Genomic DNA, 19,963 nt, shown 5'->3' with positions numbered 1-19,963 from the left:
GGCGAAAAAACTTTATGTCGGCTAGGTTACACGCTTTCCAATCGACGAGAGACGTTTCGCCATGATTCGCGATGACCTGAAAGCTGCCCAGATTGCCGCGATGAAGGCAGGCGACAAGGAGCGGCTGGGGGCCGTCCGCCTGATCCTGGCCAAGGTGAAGGACCGCGATATCGAATTGCGGACCGCCAGCGCCCAGCCCGACGACGATGCGCTTGTCGTCGAGGTGATGCAGAAGATGGTCAAGCAGCGCCGCGAATCGATTGCCATGTACGAAAGCGGCGGGCGGCCTGAGATGGCGGCAATCGAAGCTGCCGAAATCGCGGTGATCGAGAGCTTCCTGCCCACCCAGCTCGACGAGGCGGCCACCACCGCGGCGATCGAGACGATCAAGGCCGAGCTCGGCGCGACGTCGATGAAGGACATGGGCCGGGTGATTGCCGAACTGAAGGCGCGCCACGGCACGCAGCTCGACATGGGCAAGGCCAGCGGCCTGGTGAAGGCTGCGCTGGCCGGGTGACAATCAAGGCCCCTCCCTTTCCGAGGGAGCGGCTGGGGTGGGTGATGTGAACTACGCGCAACGGGGCCACATCCCATGACCCTCACCCCGCAATGGCTGGACGAACTGCGCGCGCGCACCGTGCTGTCCACACTGATCGGCAAGTCCATCAAGGTCACGCGTGCAGGGCGCGAGTATAAGGCGTGCTGCCCTTTTCATAACGAAAAGACGCCCAGCTTCACGATCAACGACGACAAGGGCTTCTACCATTGCTTCGGCTGCGGCGCGCATGGCGATGCCATCCGTTGGATGACCGATCAGCGCGGGCTGCCGTTCATGGAGGCGGTCAAGGAGCTGGCGGCATCGGCCGGGATGGAGGTGCCTGCCCCCGATCCGCGCGCCGCCGCCAAGGCCGAGCAGGCGGTGACGCTGCGCGACGTGACCGAGGCATCGGCGCACTGGTTCAGGGAACGGCTGGCGGATGGCGAGGGAGCGGAGGCCCGCGCCTATCTGGCGAAGCGCGGCCTCAGCGCTGCAACCATTACGACATTCGGCCTGGGCTATGCGCCGGACGCGCGTGGACGGCTGCGCGAGGTGCTGGCCAAGTTCGGGGACGGGCTCGCCATCGAGGCAGGCATGCTGATCGCGCCGCCCGATGACGCGCCGGCATCGCGCAAGGACCCGTACGATCGCTTTCGTGGCCGGCTGATGATCCCCATCCGCGACGTGCGCGGGCGGACGATCGCGTTCGGCGGGCGAATACTCGGACAAGGCGAACCAAAATATCTCAACTCGCCCGACACCCCCCTCTTCGACAAGGGGCGCATCCTCTACAATCTGGACCGCGCTGCACCGGCGGCGCGCAAGACCGACCGGCTGATCGTCGTCGAAGGCTATATGGACGTCATCGCGCTGGCGCAGGCCGGCATCGAGGAGGCGGTCGCCCCGCTTGGCACTGCGCTGACCGAAGCGCAGATCGAACTCGCCTGGCGGCAGGTGCCCGTGCCGATCCTGGCGTTCGACGGCGATGCCGCCGGGCAGCGGGCGGCCCTGCGCGCCGCAACCCGCGCCCTGCCCCTGCTCCGCCCGGGGCACAGCCTTGCCTTCGTGACGCTTCCAGCCGGTCAGGACCCGGACGATATCGTCCGCAATGGCGGCGCGGCAGCGTTCGATGCACTGGCGGCCTCCCCCGTCCCGCTGGTCGACATGCTCTGGCAGACTGCGTTCGACGGGCGCAGCAACGATACGCCCGAAGCGCGCGCAGCGGTGCGCAAGCAACTGTTCGACTGGGCCGACAGCATCGCGGACCGGGACGTCGGCGCGCACTACAGGCAGGCCTTCAGGGAGCGGCTCGACGCGGCCTTCTTTGCACCCCGGCAGCGACCGCAGCGGACATTCGCAGCGACGCCTCGAACCGGGCCAGGACGCTTCACGCCGCCCGAACGCGCACCGACCGCCAGCCTGCGCGAGATTGCTCCCGCGATCGATGCGCGTCTGGCCGATGCCGTGCTTGCCGGCCTGCTGCGCTATCCCGCTCGCCTCACGACACACGCGGAGGCGCTGGCGACCCTCCCCGTTGCCGACCCGGCGACCGGCCGATTGCTGGCCGCCATCACCGACATCGCCTTCGAAGCGCAAGAAAGCCTTGATACCGATGGCGTGATGGCCATATTGGCGCCTATGCCGGTGTATAATAAGGCGCAGGAACTGCTCAGCGCCGACACCATCCAGTTTTCTTTCACCCGGCGCCTCTCATTTCCGGACGATGCCGAGGGGCAGCGCGCCCGCGCCGCCGCCGAACAGGCAGCGGTCCGCGATCTCGACGAGGCGATTGCCGCTATCATTGCATGGCCGGAAGTGGAACGGGCGTTGGCTGCGGCAACCGACGCGATGCGGCTGCAGCTCGATGAGGAGAGCTTCGCGCATCAGCAGCGACTGATGCGGACAAGGTCCGAACTGGCCGAAAGGCTCGCCGGACTGGGGGAAAGCAGCCGCCCATAGGGTGGAAGAATAACGAATCATCCGGTTGAGAAACCGGCCGGCACATCTTATCTGGCCCCACATAGGGCATCGGGAACAAGCATGAGCGACGACGATATCGAAGTGACCGGCGGAGACGAGCCGCTGATCGACCTCAATGACGCGAAGGTGAAGAAGCTGCTCGCGCGGGCCAAGAAGCGCGGTTACCTGACGTATGACGAGCTGAACGAGGCCCTGCCGCAGGACCAGATGTCCTCCGAGCAGATCGAGGACATCATGTCCGCCATCTCCGAAATGGGCGTCAACATCGTCGAAAAGGACGAGGACGCCGAGGAAGAAGCGGAGGCCGACGAGGCAGACGACGAGCTGGAGCCGGTCGGCGCCACCTCGGCACTGGCTGCTGCGCCCGAAAAGAAGCGGGAAGTCGCCGACCGCACCGATGACCCGGTGCGCATGTATCTGCGCGAGATGGGCGCGGTCGAGCTGCTCAGCCGCGAGGGCGAAATCGCCATCGCCAAGCGCATCGAGGCCGGCCGCGACACGATGATCATGGGGCTGTGCGAGAGCCCGATCACCTTCCACGCGATCATCGAATGGGCGAACGCGCTCAACGCCGGCGAGATGCAGCTGCGCGAGATTCTCGATCTCGAGGCGATGCTCAACAAGGACCCGGTGCCCGAAAACCTCGATGAGGAAGGCGAAGGCGAGGACGGGGAAATTTCCGAAAAATCGGCCGGCCCCTCGTTCAAGGACGAGGAGGAGCCCGAAGAGGCATCGGCCGATTCCGACGACGACGAGGAGTCGATGACCGAGCGCCGCGCGCGCCCGGCGTTCGAGGAGGAAGAGGAAGACAACACCCTCAGCCTCGCCCAGATGGAAGAGCAGCTGAAGCCCGAGGCGATCGAGAAGTTCGCCGCGATCACCCGGCTGTACAAGGAATATTCCAAGCTTCAGGGCGCCCGGCTTGCGGCGCTGTCGGTCGGCAATGATTTTCCGCCGGCGCAGGAAAAGAAGTATCAGAAGCTGGGCGACGAGCTGACCGCCGAGGTCGAGAGTGTCCAGTTCCACAACGCCAAGATCGAATATCTGGTCGACCAGCTCTACAGCTACAACCGGCGCCTGACCGCACTCGGCGGACAGATGCTGCGCCTGGCCGAGCGCCACAAGGTGCCGCGCAAGGACTTCCTCGATCGCTATATCGGCTCCGAGCTCGACGAGAACTGGCTGGAGAGCGTTGCGACCCTCGACAAGAAGTGGGCCGCCTTTGCCGAGCGCGAGGCCGGCGCGGTCGATCGCGTGCGCACCGAAATCTCGGAAATCTCGCAGTCGACCGGCATGGCGCTGGGCGAGTTCCGCCGTGTCGTCAACATGGTGCAGAAGGGCGAGCGTGAAGCGCGCATCGCCAAGAAAGAAATGGTCGAGGCCAACCTGCGCCTCGTCATCTCCATCGCCAAGAAATACACCAACCGCGGCCTGCAGTTCCTCGACCTGATCCAGGAAGGCAACATCGGCTTGATGAAGGCGGTCGACAAGTTCGAGTATCGCCGCGGTTACAAGTTCAGCACCTATGCCACCTGGTGGATCCGCCAGGCGATTACCCGGTCGATCGCCGATCAGGCGCGCACCATCCGCATCCCCGTGCACATGATCGAGACGATCAACAAGCTGGTGCGCTGCAGCCGCCAGTTCCTGCACGAGCAGGGCCGCGAGCCGACGCCGGAAGAAATGGCCGAACGCCTTTCGATGCCGCTCGAAAAGGTGCGCAAGGTGATGAAGATCGCCAAGGAGCCGATCTCCCTCGAAACGCCGATCGGCGACGAGGAAGACAGCCACCTCGGCGATTTCATCGAGGACAAGAACGCCATCATCCCGGTCGACGCCGCGGTGCAGGCCAACCTCAAGGAAACCGTGACCCGCGTGCTCGCCTCGCTCACCCCGCGTGAGGAGCGCGTGCTGCGCATGCGCTTCGGCATCGGCATGAACACCGATCACACGCTCGAGGAAGTCGGCCAGCAGTTCAGCGTGACCCGCGAACGCATCCGGCAGATCGAGGCGAAGGCCCTGCGGAAGCTGAAGCACCCGAGCCGGTCGCGCAAGATGCGCTCGTTCCTCGACCAATAGGCCTGGCCTGACATTCCTTCACCGCGTGATGGGGCGGGCGGCACAAGCTGCTCGCCCCATCGCCTGTTGTGGACGGATTATACCAATTGTTGGCAGATTGTCCGGCATGGGCGCCGGCAGGCGCCCTCTCAACCGTGCCTCAATCCCCGCAAATGCGCCAATTTCAGCAATTGGCACGCCTCCTGCTTAACCAAAAACGAGCCGGCCCTCCCCTCCCCGGCAAGACAGGATATCGAGACCATGACCACCGCCTCCCCCAACCTCTTCACCCGCGACGATACGTTCCTTGGCGTCTGTGAGGCGCTGGGCGAAGATTTCGGCATTCACGCCAACTGGCTGCGGCTGGGGATGGCCGGTGCGCTGTTCTTTGCACCCGTGCCCGTGATCGTCGCCTATCTGGCGATGGGCGTGCTCGTCGCGGTATCGCGCTGGTTGTTCCCGGCGCCGACTGCACTGGCAATTGCAGGCAGCGTGGATGCTGCACCGTCGGAGCAGGTGGAGGCCACCCAAACCGTCGAATCCGAGGAAGCGCGCGCGGACGAGGACGAATTGCTCCCGCTCGCCGCCTGATCCGCCTTACAGCATGTAGCTGATTTCGAGGTCGCCCCAGCGCTGCCCGCGGAAGTGCAGCGGCACATAGACGTTGCGCACGACGTCATAATAGCTGCCGTCGCCTTCGCGCCGATAGACCGCCATGAAGAAGGGCTCTTCGGACGCCTTGGCCTTGGCATCCATCGCATCGAAGAACCGCCGGCCATTGCGGCAGAAGCGGGTGTCGTGCGCCACGTCGCCGGTCGGTGGCCGCGAGTAAGCGGAGAGGTGGGTCGGCAGATAGCCATCGCGGCTGGTGCAGGCGGTGCTGATCACCCGCTCGTCGAAGCGGCCGATCTCGTCCAGCATCGGTTGCCAATGGGCATGCGCCCAGTCCCACAGGCTGGTGCGGAACCGCTCGGGCTTGCTGCCGGGGATCAGCTGGTAATCGGTGTCGAACAGCTGGGCCATGGTCAGCGAGCCGTCGGCCAGAGCACGTTCGGTAACGCGCAGCACCGCGTCGCGCCGCTCGGTCGCGTAAGCGACGAACTTCCAGTCCTCCGGCGATGCACCCGAGACGACCAGGCCATGGAATAGCTGATTGGACAGGCCCTCGAGCCGGTCGACATGGGCATGCGCCTCCGTCAGCCGATCGGTGCTGGCACGCACGCGGCGACCGAAATCTTCCAGGGCTCCACGCACCTGCTGGCTGTTCCCGTGGATCAGCGAGGCACTGCGCGCGATCTGATCGCTCTGCCCGTCGACCAGGCCAACCAGATCGATCGCGCGGCCGAGCGCATCGGCAATGGTTTCGAAGCCCTTCTCGGCGCGGTGGCTCTCTTCGACCCCCGCCTTGATCTCGCGCACCAGACCTTCCGCCTCGCTCGACAGGCTGCCGACCGTACGCCGGATCTCGTCGGTTGCAGCGCGGGTATGGCTGGCCAACTTCTTCACTTCGGACGCGACGACAGCAAAGGTCCGGCCGGCGTCCCCTGCCCGCTCGGCCTCGATGGCAGCATTGAGCGCGAGCATGTTGGTGGTTTTGGCGATCGATTCGATGCTGGCCGACACGCCCTTCACCTGCTCCATCGCCGCGGCAAAGTTGGTGACATGGGTGCCCAGCCGCTCGATGAGGTTGGTCAGCTGGCCGAATTCGGCGATCGTGCCGGAGATATGGCTGGCGCTGGCGGTGATCTTTTCCGCTGCCTTGGCCGACAAAACCTTGGCTTCCTCGGTGGCGCGCGCCACCTGCGCCTGGTCGGCTTCGAGATCGGCAGTAACCCGTTCGAGGCGGGACAGCATGTCGACCTGCTGCTCAAGCTCGCTGGCGACCTCCTCGATCCGCCCGCCGACATCGGCGCAGCCGATCGCCAGTTCGCCGGTATCTGCCGCGAGCCGGGGGTCGATTACGGCCTGCTCTGCCGCCAGACTATCCTGCTTCATCTTCTGCTCCACGCAATGCCATTGGGGCTTGGACGCGCCCGATCCTCACCGCTTCGTGACAGAAACCGGTTAATGTGGCGTCAACGCCTTGGCCGGCTGCGGTTGGGGTGAAGGGCTTGCGCATACCCGTCGCTTCATGCTTTACGTTAACGTCACCTGTGCGGAGCCGCGCCATGTTTTTCCAGTTTCTCGACGAAATGCGCAGCGCCGGCATCCCCGCCAGCCTGAAGGAGCATCTGCTGATGCTCGAAGCGCTCGATGCCGAGGTGATCGAGCGCAAGCCCGAGGAATTCTACTATCTCGCCCGCGCCACCTATGTGAAGGACGAAGGGCTGCTCGACCGGTTCGACCAGGTCTTTGCCAAGGTGTTCAAGGGGCTGGAAAAAACCTGGGCCGAACAGAATGCCGAGATACCTTCCGACTGGCTGAAGGCGGTGGCCGAGAAATTCCTGACGCCCGAAGAGATGGAAGAAATCAAGTCGCTGGGCAGCTGGGACGAGATCATGGAGACGCTGAAGAAGCGTCTGGAGGAGCAGGAAAAGCGCCATCAGGGCGGCAACAAGTGGATCGGTACCGGCGGCACCAGCCCCTATGGCAATTCGGGCTATAATCCCGAAGGCGTCCGCATCGGCGGAGAATCGAAGCACAAGCGCGCGTTGAAGGTGTGGGACAAGCGCGAGTTCCGCAATCTCGACAACACCAAGGAACTTGGCACCCGCAACATCAAGATTGCGCTCCGCCGTCTGCGCCGCTTCGCCCGCGAAGGCGCGCAGGACGAGCTCGATATCGACGCGACGATCCGTGGCACGGCGAAGCAGGGCTGGCTCGACATCCACATGCGCGCAGAGCGCCGCAATGCCATCAAGGTGCTGCTGTTCCTGGACGTCGGCGGATCGATGGATCCGTTCATCAAGCTCTGCGAAGAATTGTTCAGTGCGGCCTCCAGCGAGTTCAAAAACCTGGAGTTTTTCTACTTCCACAATTGCCCCTACGAAGGCGTTTGGAAGGACAACAAGCGCCGCTTTTCGGAGCGCACGCCGATGTGGGACGTGCTGCACAAATATGGGCACGACTATAAGCTGATCTTCGTCGGCGATGCGGCAATGAGCCCCTACGAGATCACGCATCCGGGCGGATCGGTAGAGCATTTCAACGAGGAAGCGGGGATCGTCTGGCTGCAACGCCTGACCAACACCTATCCCGCTGCCGCCTGGCTCAATCCGGTACCGGAAAACCACTGGGGCTATTCGCAATCGACCAAGATCATCCAGCAGGCGATGAACAATCGCATGTTCCCGCTGACGCTGGCTGGGCTGGACGATGCGATGCGGGAATTGACTAGGAAGCGGTGAAATCCCCCTCTCCCGCAGGCGGGAGTGGGGTCTCTTTTTCCATTTCCCTGCCCTTAACCCGCGCATGCTATAGCGCGCGCCGATGACTTTGCCCGCTCCCCGCAAACCCCGCATCCTCGTCGTCTTCGGTACCCGGCCGGAGGCGATCAAGATGTTCCCGGTGGTCCACGCGCTGCGCGCCAATCCGGCGCTTGAGACGCGCGTGGCGGTGACGGCGCAGCATCGCGCGCTGCTCGACCAGGTGCTCGACATCGCCGGCATCGTGCCCGACATCGATCTCGACCTGATGCAGGCTGGCCAGTCGCTCGATGCCCTGTCTGCCCGTATCCTCACCCAGTTCGGTGCGGCGCTGGACGATGAGAAGCCCGACCGCATCCTTGTCCACGGCGACACGCTGACGACGATGATGGCAACGCTCAGCGCCTATTTCCGCCAGATCCCCGTCGGGCATGTCGAAGCAGGCCTGCGCAGCGGCAACATCTATTCGCCCTGGCCGGAGGAGGTGAACCGCAAGGTCACCGGTGCAGTCGCCGACTTGCATTTCGCCCCGACCGAGGCGGCCGCCGCTGCGCTGGCGCGCGAGAATGTCCTTGGCAGCAGTATCCACATTACCGGCAACACCGTCATCGACGCGCTGCTTGCCACCCGCGCCCGCATCGACGCCCAACCCGCGCTCGCATCCAGCCTCGACCCGCTCGCCGCGCGCTTCGACGGCAGGCGCATCATCGCCGTCACCAGTCACCGCCGCGAGAATTTCGGCGAGGGCATGGCGAGCATTGCGCGAGCAATTGCGCGAATTGCCGCACGACCCGATGTCGCCGTGATTTTCCCTGTCCACCCCAATCCCAACGTCCGCCCGGTGATGGAGGCGATGCTCGGCGCCCTGCCCAATGTCGCGCTGATCGATCCGCTCGACTATCCCCACTTCGTCCGCCTGATGGCGATGAGCGAGCTGGTGTTGACCGACAGCGGCGGCGTGCAGGAAGAGGCCCCGAGCCTTGGCAAACCGGTGCTCGTCATGCGCGACGCCACGGAGCGGCCGGAAGGCGTCGCAGCGGGCACCGCGCGCCTCGTCGGTACCGACGAGGAAACCATCGTTTCCGGAATCTTCACCCTGCTCGACGATAGCACCGCCTATGCCGCGATGGCCCGCGCCCATAATCCTTATGGCGATGGACAAGCGGCCAGGAGAATCGCAAGGATAGTCGCCGATGCCCATGGACAATGAACTCAAGGTCGTCGTCGTCGGCCTCGGCTACATCGGCCTGCCCACCGCCGCAGTGATTGCGCGCGCGGGCGCGCACGTGCTGGGGCTCGACATCAACCAGCATGTCGTGGATACTGTCAACGAAGGCCGGGTACATATCGAGGAAGTCGATCTGCACGGGCTGGTGCAGGGCGTGGTCGATCGTGGCCGTCTGCGCGCCAGCGTGACGCCTGAGACGGCCGATGCCTTCGTCATCGCCGTGCCGACGCCGATCCGCGAGGGCAACGCCCCGGACGTGAGCTACGTGCTCGACGCCGCCCGCACCATCGCGCCGGTGCTCAAGAGCGGCGATCTCGTGATCCTCGAATCGACCTCGCCAGTCGGCACGACCGATCAGGTCGCGGCGCTTCTTGCCAGCGCCCGTCCCGATCTCAAAGTACCAGGCCATAGCAGCGGCACGCCCGATCTCTACATCGCCTACTGCCCGGAGCGGGTGCTGCCCGGCCGCATCCTCATCGAGCTGGTCGACAACGACCGCGTCATCGGCGGCATTACCCCGCGGTGCGCGCGCAAGGCGATGGGTTTTTACCGCAGCTTCGTGCGCGGTGCCTGCCTGACCACCACCGCGCGCGCCGCAGAAATGGTCAAGCTGGTCGAGAATAGCTACCGCGACGTCAACATCGCTTTTGCCAACGAACTCAGCATGATCGCCGAGGAGATGGGCGTCGATGTGTGGGAGGTGATCCGCCTCGCCAACCGCCACCCGCGCGTCAACATTCTCCAGCCCGGCCCCGGTGTCGGCGGCCATTGCATCGCCGTCGATCCCTGGTTCCTCGTCGCCGGAGCGCCCGATACCGCGCACATCATCCGCACCGCGCGCGAGGTCAACGAAGCCAAGACCGACTTCGTCATCGGCCGCGCCATCCGCCAGGTCGAGGCGCTGCTGGAAGCCGATCCAACCGCAAAAGTCGCCTGTCTCGGCCTCGCCTTCAAACCCAATATCGACGATTTCCGCGAAAGCCCCGCCGTCGCCGTCGCCGCCGCGCTTGCTCGCCGGTTCTGTCGCGTGGTGCAGCTCGTCGAGCCCTATGCCAGTGCCCTGCCCATGGAGTTCGCCGGAACCGGTGCCGAGCTGGTCGAGCTCGACGATGCACTGAACGATTGCACGATGCTGATCGTGCTCGTCGACCACGACATGTTCCGCTCGATCCCGCTGGAGGAGCGTGAGGACAAGCTCGTCTATGACACGCGCGGCCTGTGGCCGGATCAGCCGAAAGCCGACCCGGCGGGAAACCGCGTCCGGCGGGCGGCCTGACGGCCTGACCCGCCGGTTCCCACCACCGATGAAACTCCCCACCCGCATTGTCGAAAAGCCATGGGGCCGCACAGACATCCCCGTCGCCTTCGGCGATTTCGGCGGGCGGCGGATCGGCGAGATATGGTTCGAGCATCCAGCCGGCGAAGATGCGCCACTGATGGTCAAATTCCTGTTCACGTCCGAACGCCTGTCCATCCAGGTCCACCCCGATGATGCCGCCGCGCAGGCGCTCGGCTATCCGCGGGGCAAGGAGGAATGCTGGCTGGTGCTCGATGCCTCTCCGGACGCCGAGCTCGGCGTTGGCCTGAAGTGCGCCAGCAGCGCCGATGAACTGCGCACCGCCGCCGAAGCCGGAACCATCGAGCGGTTGATCGACTGGCGTCCAGCGCAGGTCGGTGATTTCGTCTACAATAGCGCCGGCACCATCCATGCCATCGGGCCGGGGCTGACGGTGATCGAGGTGCAGCAAAATGTCGACTGCACCTTCCGCCTTTTCGACTATGGCCGCCCGCGCGAATTGCATCTCGATGCCGGGCTGGCGGTTGCGCGGATGGAACCGCACGACGATCAACGCGATCGCCGCGTGCCAGGGGACGGGTCGGTGACACTGGTCGCTGGACCGAAATTCCATCTTGTGCGCGCGCAAGGTCCGCTCGACCCCGCCGATTATCCCGCCATCGAGCTGACGGTTACGCCCCTCGGTGCGGGCTGCTGCGTCGATGGCGAGGCGATTGCGTTCGGGGAATGCGCCGTGACGCAAGACGCCGCCGCAATTGCGCTGGCGCCGGGTGCGCGCGCGCTGATAGCCTGGCCGTCATGATCACCCCCGTCATCCTCTCCGGCGGCTCCGGAACACGACTGTGGCCGCTTTCGACGGCTGAGCGCCCCAAGCAGTTTCATGCACTGACCGGCACCGCCTCGATGTTCGCGCAGACCCTCGCCCGCGCCGCAGATCGCGCCCGCTTCGCTGCGCCGATCATCGTGTGCGGCCCGGGCCACGTCGTGCATGTCCGCGCCGATCTCGCCGCCGCAAGCGTGGACGACGCGACGATCATCGTCGAACCCGCCGCACGCAACACCGCGCCCGCCATTGCGCTCGCTGCGCATGCCGCCGGGCCCGGTGCGACGCTGCTGGTCATGCCGTCGGATCACGTCATCGCCGATTTGCCCGCCTTCCTCGCGGCCATCGACAAGGCGCTTCCCGAGGTCGCGCAGGGCGCGCTCGCCACGTTCGGCATCACGCCTGCCTCCCCGCACACCGGCTATGGCTATATCGCCTGCGGAAAGCAGCGTGCCGTGGGTGTCTACAGTGTCGACCGCTTTGTCGAGAAGCCTGACGCGGCGCGCGCCACCGCGATGCTGGCGCAAGGCGGGCACGTCTGGAACGCCGGCATCTTCCTGATGCGCGCCGACGCCTATCTCGCCGCGCTCGCCTCGAACGCCCCCGCCATTGCTGACGCCTGCGCGGCCGCAATGGCCGCCCCACAGCGCGAGCGCGACACATTGTGTCCGGACACCGCCGCCTTCACCGCCTCCCCTTCGGAGTCGATCGACTATGCGGTGATGGAAAAAGCGGACAATGTCGTCACTGTCCCCGTCGATCCGGGCTGGTCGGACGTCGGCAGCTGGTCGGCGCTGCACGAGCTTGCGGAAAAGGACGGGGCCGACAACGCAAGCCTTGGCGAGACGCTGGCCATCGACAGCAGCGGCACCCTGCTCCACGCCGCGCCCGGCGTGCGCATCGCCGCCCTCGGTATCCACGACCTGATCGTCATCGCCACCGGCAGCGACGTGCTGGTCATACCGCGTGACCGTGCGCAGGACATCAAGGCGCTGGTGGATCGGCTGAAATAGCCGACTCCGTCATTTCAAGCGCAGCGAAGCAATCCAGGGCAGTGCAGCGCCGCAATGGAATGCTTCGCTGCGCTCGCAATGGCGAAAGAGGACTATCTTGCACCCTCCCCCGCCTCCTCCCATATCCCCGGCAATGACCGACCACAGCTCCGCCGCGCATGCCGGGTCACCCTGGCACGGCACCACCATCCTTTCCGTTCGCACCCCCACCCGCGTCGTCATCGTCGGCGACGGGCAGGTGTCGATGGGCAACACCATCATGAAGCCAAACGCGCGCAAGGTGCGCCGTCTGCATGACGGCAGTGTCATCGCCGGCTTCGCCGGTGCGACGGCCGATGCCTTCACTTTGTTCGAGCGGCTCGAAAGGAAGCTCGAGGCACACAACGGCCAGTTGATGCGTGCGGCTGTCGAACTGGCCAAGGATTGGCGCACTGACAAATTTCTGCGCAACCTCGAAGCGATGATGATCGTCGCTGACAAGGATGTCACCCTAGTGCTGACCGGCAACGGCGACGTGCTCGAGCCCGCGCACGGCGTCACCGCCATCGGTTCCGGCGGCAACTTCGCGCTCTCAGCAGGTCTGGCGCTGATCGATTATGAACCGGATGCGGAGAAGCTGGCGAGGCGGGCGATGGCGATTGCCGGCAGCATCTGCGTTTTCACCAACGATCAGTTGACGATGGAAACCATCGAACTGACCTAATCCCCCTCCCGCTCGCGGGAGGGGTTAAGGGTGGGCCGGTCCGCAAGCACCGCCCTCTCACGCACCCACCCCCGACCCCTCCCGCAAGCCGGAGGGGAGAAGGAAAAAACATGCACCCCACCCTCACCCCCAAAACCATCGTGGCCGCGCTCGACGAGCACATCATCGGCCAGGCCGACGCCAAGCGCGCGGTTGCCGTGGCATTGCGCAACCGCTGGCGTCGCCAGCAGCTCGGCCTCGATCTGCGCGACGAGGTCACGCCCAAGAATATCCTGATGATCGGCCCCACCGGCTGCGGCAAGACCGAGATCAGCCGCCGTCTGGCGAAGCTGGCCGACGCGCCCTTCGTCAAGGTAGAGGCGACCAAGTTCACCGAGGTCGGCTATGTCGGTCGCGATGTCGAGCAGATTGCCCGCGATCTCGTCGAGGAAGCCGTCCGGCTGGAAAAGGAGCGCCGCCGCGAGGCGGTGCGCGAGGCCGCCACCGCCGCCGCCATGGAAAGGCTGCTCGACGCGCTGACCGGCAAGGAATCGTCCGAAGCGACGCGCGCCAGCTTCCGCCAGCGCTTCGAGGAAGGGGCGCTGGAGCAGACCGAAATCGAGATCGAGGTCAGCGAGGCTCCCTCCATGCCGTTCGAACTGCCCGGCCAGCCCGGCAGCGTCGGCATGATCAATCTCACCGAGATGTTCGGCAAGGCGATGGGCAATGGCCCGCCCAAGAAGCGCCGCAAGCTCAAGGTGCGCGAGGCGTGGAACCGGCTGATCGAAGAGGAGCAGGACAAGCGCCTCGACCAGGACGATGTCGCGCGCGTGGCGCTCGCCGATGCCGAGGCCAATGGCATCGTCTTCCTCGACGAGATCGACAAGATCGCGGTCAGCGATGTGCGCGGCGGTTCGGTGAGCCGCGAAGGCGTGCAGCGCGATCTGCTGCCGCTGATCGAAGGGACGACAGTTGCAACCAAATATGGCCCGCTCAAAACCGACCATATACTGTTCATCGCCTCGGGCGCATTCCATGTCGCCAAGCCCAGCGACCTCTTGCCCGAATTGCAGGGCCGCCTGCCCATTCGCGTCGAGCTGAAGGGCCTGACCGAAGAGGATTTCGTCCGCATCCTTACCGACACCAAGGCGTCGCTGCCGCAGCAATATGTCGCGCTGCTGGCGACCGAGGAAGTGACCATCGACATCACCGCCGAGGCAATCGCCGCGCTCGCCAAAATCGCAGCGGAGGTGAACGCCAGCGTCGAGAATATCGGCGCGCGGCGCCTGCAGACGGTTATGGAACGGCTGCTGGAGACGATCAGCTTCGAGGCGGAAGACCGCAAGGGCGAGCAGATCACCATTGACGCTGCCTATGTCGAAAGCCAGCTCTCGAGCATCGCGCGGAACACCGATCTCAGCAAATATGTGCTGTGATTAAGGTCCTCCCCGGCACGGGGAGGGGGACCACGAAGTGGTGGAGGGGCACGCGGTTGTTCGGTGAGCTCACGTTACGCCGCACCTGCCCCTCCACCATTCTTCGAATGGTCCCCCTCCCCGTGCCGGGGAGGAACCAACCAACAACCGGTTGAACCGGCGCGCTTTGGCGCTATGAGGACGCGAAACCGCCTACCCCAAGCGCCAGAGGAAAATCATGCCCCCCCAGCCCCGCGTCGTTGTCATCGGACTGGGATATGTCGGTTTGCCGCTGGCCGTTGCACTGGCAAAACAATTCGACACCTGGGGCGTCGACGTCAACGCCGCGCGCATTGCCGAGCTGGAGGCGAACCACGATCGCACTGGCGAAATCGATGTTGACCGCCTGGCCGCCTCGACGCTGCAGCTGACCGCCGATCCTGCCGCCTGTCCGCCGGCGGATTTCTACATTGTCACCGTGCCGACGCCGATCGACGAAGCCAACCGGCCCGATCTGTCGCTGGTGGTGAAGGCATCGAAGACCGTCGGCACCATGCTCGATGCGTCGCGCAAGCCGATCGTCGTCTTCGAAAGCACCGTCTATCCCGGCGTTACCGAGGATATCTGCGCGCCTGTGCTTGAACAGGCCTCCGGCCTCGCTTGTGGCAGCGATTTCTTCCTCGGCTACAGCCCCGAGCGGATCAATCCGGGCGACCGCGAACATACCATCGACAAGATTACCAAGGTCGTCTCCGGACAGACGCCCGAGGTGCTGGAGCAGGTCGCCGACCTCTACAACAGCATCACCAGTGGCGGCGTGTTCCGCGCTGCGTCGATCCGGGCAGCCGAGGCCGCCAAGGTCATCGAAAATGCGCAGCGCGACATCAACATCGCGTTCATGAACGAGATTGCACAGATTTTCGGCCGCATGGACTTGAGCGTGTGGGATGTGCTGGCGGCAGCCAACACCAAGTGGAATTTCCTGCGTTTCACGCCCGGCCTGGTCGGTGGGCACTGCATCGGTGTCGACCCCTATTACCTCAGCCACCGCGCCGAGGAGCTGGGACATGACCCGCGCGTCATTCTGGCCGGGCGAGCGATCAACGACGGCATGGCCGACTGGGTCGCCGAGCGCCTGCACAGCGCCCGCGCCGGCAAGGCAGGCAGCGTGCTGGTGATGGGGCTGACCTTCAAGGAAGACGTGCCCGATCTCAGGAACAGCAAGGTCGCTGACGTCATCAAGGCGCTGGCCGCCAAGGGCCACGACGTCACCATCCACGACCCGCATGCCGACAGCGAAGAAGCGACCCACGAATATGGTGTGACGCTGACTGCAGACGCGCTCGAACGCCGCTACGATCTCGTCCTGCTCGCCGTGGCACACCGGGAGTATCTGGCAATGGGCAGTGACGCGCTCGCCGCGCTTGTCGCCGATGGCGGCCTGTTCGCCGATCTCAAGAACGGCCTGGGCGACAAGGCTGCGTCATTCCCGGTCGCGCTGTGGCGACTGTGATGCTCCCTCCGCTTTGTCATTCCCGCGAAAGCGGGAATCCAGGGGCGGCAGACACCGCGCTGTGCCGCCCTGGATTCCCGCTTTCGCCGGAATGACGCTGATTCTGTTTCCTATTCTTTTTCTACCCGAAAGCTCCAACCCATGAACATCCTCATCACCGGCATTGCAGGCTTCATCGGCATGACGCTGGCCACCCGCCTGCTCGCACGCGGTGACCGGGTGATCGGCATCGACAATCTCAACGACTATTATTCGGTGCAGCTCAAGCAGGACCGGCTCGCTCGGCTGAAGGAGCTGGGCGGCGATAATTTCGAGTTCATCCACGTCGACTTCGCGGACTTTCCCGCCCTCGACGCGGCGCTGAAGGGCAAGGAATTCCAGCGCATTGTCCATCTCGGTGCGCAGGCCGGGGTCCGCTATTCGATCGAAAACCCGCATGCATATGTCCAGTCGAACCTGGTCGGCCATCTCAACATGATGGAAATCGCCCGCCATCGGCAGAGCGAACATCTGGTCTATGCCTCCAGCTCTTCGGTCTATGGCGGCAACCAGACACTGCCGTTCAGCGTCGCCGACCGTGTCGACCATCCGCTCTCGCTCTACGCCGCCACCAAAAAGGCCGACGAGCTGATGAGCGAAACTTACGCGCATCTCTACCGCCTGCCGCAGACGGGCCTGCGCTTTTTTACCGTTTATGGCCCGTGGGGCCGTCCCGATATGGCGATGTGGCTGTTCACCAAGGCGATTCTGGCGGGCGAACCCATTCAGGTCTTCAACCATGGCGATATGCGCCGCGACTTCACCTATGTGGAGGATATCGTCTCCGGCATCGTCGCCTGCGTCGACAATCCGCCCGCCGATGATGGCCTGCCCAAGGCCGGCGGCAGCATCAAGCCGCACCGCCTCTACAATATCGGCAACCACCGCAGCGAGGACCTGATGCGGGTCATCGAGATCCTCGAGGACGAGTGCGGTCGCAAGGCGGAAAAGATCATGCTGCCGATGCAGGCAGGCGACGTGAAGGAAACCTTCGCGGATATCGACGCCATCCAGTCCGATCTCGGCTACCAGCCATCGACCAGCATCGACGTCGGCGTGCCCAACTTCGTGCGCTGGTACAAAGACTATCACGGCGCCTGAACCGGCGCCCCGGGGCACCAAGATGGACGACAGCCCGATCATCTCGCGTGGCAGCGGCACGGACGTCGGGCGCTCGATCGTGCGCGGCAGCAGCCTGCTGATACTCGGTCGGGTCGGGCGCACGGCGGTCACGATCGTCGGGATGATCGTGCTGGCGCGCCTGCTGACCCCGGTGGATTTTGGCGTACTCGCGCTCGCCACCATTCCTACCGTCTTGTCGCTGGTGCTGCTCGAAGCCGTGATCGATTATCCGATTATCCGCGATGACGACCTGACTCGCGAGCGGCTGCGCGGGCTGATCTGGGCGGGTCTGCTGCTCAGTGTCGTCATGTCGGCGCTGCTAGCGATTGCGGCGCCGTGGATCGAGCAGGCGCTGGATTTCAACCGGCTGGGAACCGCGCTGATCGCGATCATTCCCGTTCTCCTCTCGCAGGTCTTTTTCGTCGCCGGTCTGGGCATCCTGCGGCGCGAGCACCGCTTCGCCGCGGCGTCGGCCATGTCGTTGTTCACCGTGCTGCTCTACATGGGCCTGTCGGTCAGCCTTGCTCTGGCCGGTTTCGACCTGTTCGCCGTCATCTCCGGCCTGGTCGTATCCAATGTTGTCACGGCCGTCATTCTCGCCATCCTCGCGCGTCTGCCCGTCGCTCCGCCACGTCGCCTGTCTCTGGTGATCGGCCAGTTGAAGCTTGGCGGTTATGGCGTCCTTTCCCGCCTGCTCAACTGGGGCTGGACCAATGTCGATACGCTGGCTGTCAGCATCACGCTCGGCGCTTTTGCGACCGGTATCTACAGCCGCGCCTACAATATCAGCGTGCAGGCGAAGGAGCCCTTCCTCGCCATCGACCAGACCATGCGCCAGGTATTCGCCACCGCGAAGGGACAGGTCGGCGGCGTAGGCCCGCACATGATCATGGCCCTGCGCATCCTCACCATCCTGTCCGCGCTGGTCGCAGCAGGCATCATCCTGCTGCGCGAATGGGTCGTCGCGATCCTGCTCGGCGCGCAGTGGACGGCGGTTGCGCTTCCGATGGCGATCCTTGCCGCCGGCCTGCCTGCCCGCGTCGCCCGGCTCTATTTTGATGGCGTTGCGGTCGTGGTTGGCGATGTGCGCGGCATGGCGTTGCGTCACGGCCTGTTGCTGGTCCTCATCGCGGCTGCGCTCGCCCTTTTTGCCGCACGCGGGGTATCGGCCGTCGCCCTGTGCACCGTGGTGCCGCTCTACCTGTCGTTGCTGTTCGCCATGGGCCGCAAGGAGCGCGAAGCCGCTGGGCCGGCGCGTCATTTCCTGATGGCAATGCTGCCCGGCCTCGGCACAGGCGCGTCGGTCGTGGCGGTGGGCGAACTTGTTCTGCGCCCCTGGCTCGCAGCCGAACCAATGATACTGGCTGCCGCAAACATCCTGCTCTGCGCCGGCGCCCTGCTGCTGCTCGCGGTGCTGCTGCCGGCCGCCTGGCTCGGAGAACCTCTGGCGCGACGGCGCGCGCGCATCTGGCAGAGGCCGGGTGTGCCAAATTGAATGCCGGCCGCGATCAAGCGTTTGAAATCAGCCATTTTCGGCTGGCCAAAACAGCAACCGCTTCCTATGCCGTAGCAACGTTGGTTTGCGCAAAGCAGACCAGCCAAGGCGGAATCACCTACTAATGACACCTAGCGACTACTCTTCGGTGAGCGCCGCACGGTCCGTCGTGCTGGTTACCCGCGCATCCACGCGTAATCAGGGCAATGTTACCCTGTCGCGGGTGTGGCGCGATTTGCTGGCCGAGATGTTCCCCGACCGGCAAGTGACGGTGCTGGAACGCATTCCGCCATTCATAAAGCGCTACACCCTCGCCCAGTTCGACCAGGCAGCCGATCCGATCGCCGCGTTTGACGCTGCCGCGCAGGATTTGGCGGAGGCTGGCAGGAACGCCCCGCCAAGCGATTGGTGCGGCGATTCTATCGTGCTCGATCGCAGCGCGACGAAACCCATCCGCTTTGCCGGCCTCAGGCACAAGCTGCAACTGCGCCAGCGCTTGTCTGCGCTCGGCATCTTCGATGCCATGCGCGCGCGCCGCCAAGCCAAGGTTGCCACCGCCAGCCTCTATGTGATGAACGCCGCCGGCGAGTTCCTGCCCAAGCTGACCGACACACCCCTCCAGTATCTGCTCGACATGCGGGCGGCACAGTTGCTCGGAATCCCCACGGCCTTCGTCAACACCAGTTTCGAAGTCGAACATCCGCTGGTTCGGAAAATTGCGGCGCATGTGCTCGACAAGGCAGACATACTGTTGTTCCGCGATCATGCCAGTGCTGCCAATTATCGTGCTGGCGGCGGCAAGGTGGACCCGGTTGTCCTGCCCGATGCGGCGATGCTCCACGGCACCCTTCGCGCGCCGCAAGCCGCTACCGGCCGGATTGCCCTGTCGTTCAACGGACCGGCTACCACCAAGGCCAATCTGGCCGGCCACTGGCTCGACCTCGCCCGCGCCATCCGCGCGGCCGGGCTGGAGCCGGTGTTCATCAGCAACGAATGGTTCAACGATGCGATGGTCTGGAGCCCGTGGCTAGCCAGCGATGGCTTTACCGCGGAGGGCGAAAACCTCGATATCGAGGATTATGTCGGGTTTCTCGGTGGCTTCGATGCTGTTGTCAGCGGCCGGCTGCACACCTGTGTGCTGGCTATCGAAGCAGGCACGCCCGTCATTCCGGTGGAAACCGGCACATTCAAGCTGACCGGCCTGTTTAACCAGATCGGTCTGATCGATCGCCCTGAACAACCCGCGCCAGGGTGGGAAGGTCCGCTCGTAGATCGGCTCCGCACCATCGTCGCCGACAAGCAGGGTGAGGCATCGCGCCAACAAGCAATCGTCGGGAAAGCGCGGGACAAGCTGCACGCCGATCTCGCTGCGCTGTTCGCGCCGCTGCGATAGAA

The 19,963-nt window shown here is 64.7% G+C and carries 16 protein-coding genes; 15 read left to right on the top strand and 1 reads right to left on the bottom strand.

The genetic code is table 11. The features are described from left to right. Positions 1-61 precede the first annotated feature (61 nt). The 4 genes from AC0QC4_RS07185 (at position 62) to AC0QC4_RS07170 (ending at position 5,167) form a co-directional block, all read left to right on the top strand. On the top strand, positions 62-517 hold the full coding sequence (locus tag AC0QC4_RS07185; protein ID WP_483659050.1) for a GatB/YqeY domain-containing protein: 456 nt from the start codon (positions 62-64) through the stop codon (positions 515-517). A gap of 75 nt (positions 518-592) precedes the next feature. Then, the gene (dnaG, locus tag AC0QC4_RS07180; RefSeq protein WP_483659049.1) at positions 593-2,497 is read left to right on the top strand and encodes a DNA primase; all 1,905 of its coding nucleotides are present in this window, start codon (positions 593-595) and stop codon (positions 2,495-2,497) included. A gap of 81 nt (positions 2,498-2,578) precedes the next feature. Beyond that, complete coding sequence (gene rpoD / locus AC0QC4_RS07175) at positions 2,579-4,597, top strand: RNA polymerase sigma factor RpoD (RefSeq protein WP_483659048.1); 2,019 nt, start codon at positions 2,579-2,581, stop codon at positions 4,595-4,597. 240 nt (positions 4,598-4,837) lie between these two features. After that, positions 4,838-5,167, top strand: coding sequence for a PspC domain-containing protein (locus AC0QC4_RS07170; protein ID WP_483659047.1), 330 nt, complete (start codon positions 4,838-4,840; stop codon positions 5,165-5,167). Between the two features lie 6 nt (positions 5,168-5,173). Here AC0QC4_RS07170 and AC0QC4_RS07165 read toward each other — a convergent pair whose 3' ends face one another. Further along, positions 5,174-6,571, bottom strand: a complete 1,398-nt coding sequence (locus AC0QC4_RS07165; RefSeq protein WP_483659046.1) for a methyl-accepting chemotaxis protein — start codon at positions 6,569-6,571, stop codon at positions 5,174-5,176. A gap of 173 nt (positions 6,572-6,744) precedes the next feature. Here AC0QC4_RS07165 and AC0QC4_RS07160 point away from each other — a divergent pair, with 173 nt between their 5' ends. The 11 genes from AC0QC4_RS07160 to AC0QC4_RS07110 all read left to right on the top strand — a co-directional run bounded on the left by AC0QC4_RS07160 (position 6,745) and on the right by AC0QC4_RS07110 (position 19,961). Next, a complete protein-coding gene (locus tag AC0QC4_RS07160) occupies positions 6,745-7,923 on the top strand; it encodes a vWA domain-containing protein (RefSeq protein ID WP_483659045.1) in 1,179 nt (392 codons plus the stop codon). An 82-nt stretch (positions 7,924-8,005) separates the two neighbouring features. Next, a complete protein-coding gene (gene wecB, locus AC0QC4_RS07155) occupies positions 8,006-9,151 on the top strand; it encodes a non-hydrolyzing UDP-N-acetylglucosamine 2-epimerase (RefSeq protein WP_483659044.1) in 1,146 nt (381 codons plus the stop codon). Further along, on the top strand, positions 9,135-10,445 hold the full coding sequence (gene wecC / locus AC0QC4_RS07150; RefSeq protein ID WP_483659043.1) for a UDP-N-acetyl-D-mannosamine dehydrogenase: 1,311 nt from the start codon (positions 9,135-9,137) through the stop codon (positions 10,443-10,445). Before wecB ends, wecC begins: the two co-directional genes overlap by 17 nt. A 28-nt stretch (positions 10,446-10,473) precedes the next feature. Further along, the gene (locus AC0QC4_RS07145) at positions 10,474-11,268 is read left to right on the top strand and encodes a class I mannose-6-phosphate isomerase (RefSeq protein WP_483659042.1); all 795 of its coding nucleotides are present in this window, start codon (positions 10,474-10,476) and stop codon (positions 11,266-11,268) included. Beyond that, on the top strand, positions 11,265-12,302 hold the full coding sequence (locus tag AC0QC4_RS07140; protein ID WP_483659041.1) for a mannose-1-phosphate guanylyltransferase: 1,038 nt from the start codon (positions 11,265-11,267) through the stop codon (positions 12,300-12,302). The genes AC0QC4_RS07145 and AC0QC4_RS07140 overlap by 4 nt, the downstream gene beginning before the upstream one ends. A gap of 133 nt (positions 12,303-12,435) precedes the next feature. Further along, a complete protein-coding gene (hslV, locus tag AC0QC4_RS07135) occupies positions 12,436-13,005 on the top strand; it encodes an ATP-dependent protease subunit HslV (RefSeq protein WP_483659040.1) in 570 nt (189 codons plus the stop codon). A gap of 110 nt (positions 13,006-13,115) precedes the next feature. Continuing rightward, on the top strand, positions 13,116-14,420 hold the full coding sequence (gene hslU, locus AC0QC4_RS07130) for an ATP-dependent protease ATPase subunit HslU (protein ID WP_483659039.1): 1,305 nt from the start codon (positions 13,116-13,118) through the stop codon (positions 14,418-14,420). Between the two features lie 217 nt (positions 14,421-14,637). Continuing rightward, complete coding sequence (locus tag AC0QC4_RS07125) at positions 14,638-15,912, top strand: nucleotide sugar dehydrogenase (protein ID WP_483659038.1); 1,275 nt, start codon at positions 14,638-14,640, stop codon at positions 15,910-15,912. A 141-nt stretch (positions 15,913-16,053) separates the two neighbouring features. After that, entirely contained in the window at positions 16,054-17,052 is a 999-nt protein-coding gene (locus AC0QC4_RS07120; RefSeq protein ID WP_483659037.1) for an NAD-dependent epimerase, read from the top strand. 22 nt (positions 17,053-17,074) lie between these two features. Next, positions 17,075-18,568: an oligosaccharide flippase family protein gene (locus tag AC0QC4_RS07115; protein WP_483659036.1), complete on the top strand. Its 1,494-nt coding sequence runs from the start codon at positions 17,075-17,077 to the stop codon at positions 18,566-18,568. A gap of 148 nt (positions 18,569-18,716) precedes the next feature. Beyond that, a complete protein-coding gene (locus AC0QC4_RS07110; protein WP_483659035.1) occupies positions 18,717-19,961 on the top strand; it encodes a polysaccharide pyruvyl transferase family protein in 1,245 nt (414 codons plus the stop codon). Positions 19,962-19,963 lie beyond the last annotated feature (2 nt).

Source organism: Sphingomonas sp. jy18 (assembly GCF_056931895.1).
Note: the sequence above shows the minus strand (reverse complement) of the source record. Positions and strands in the feature narration are given on the sequence as shown.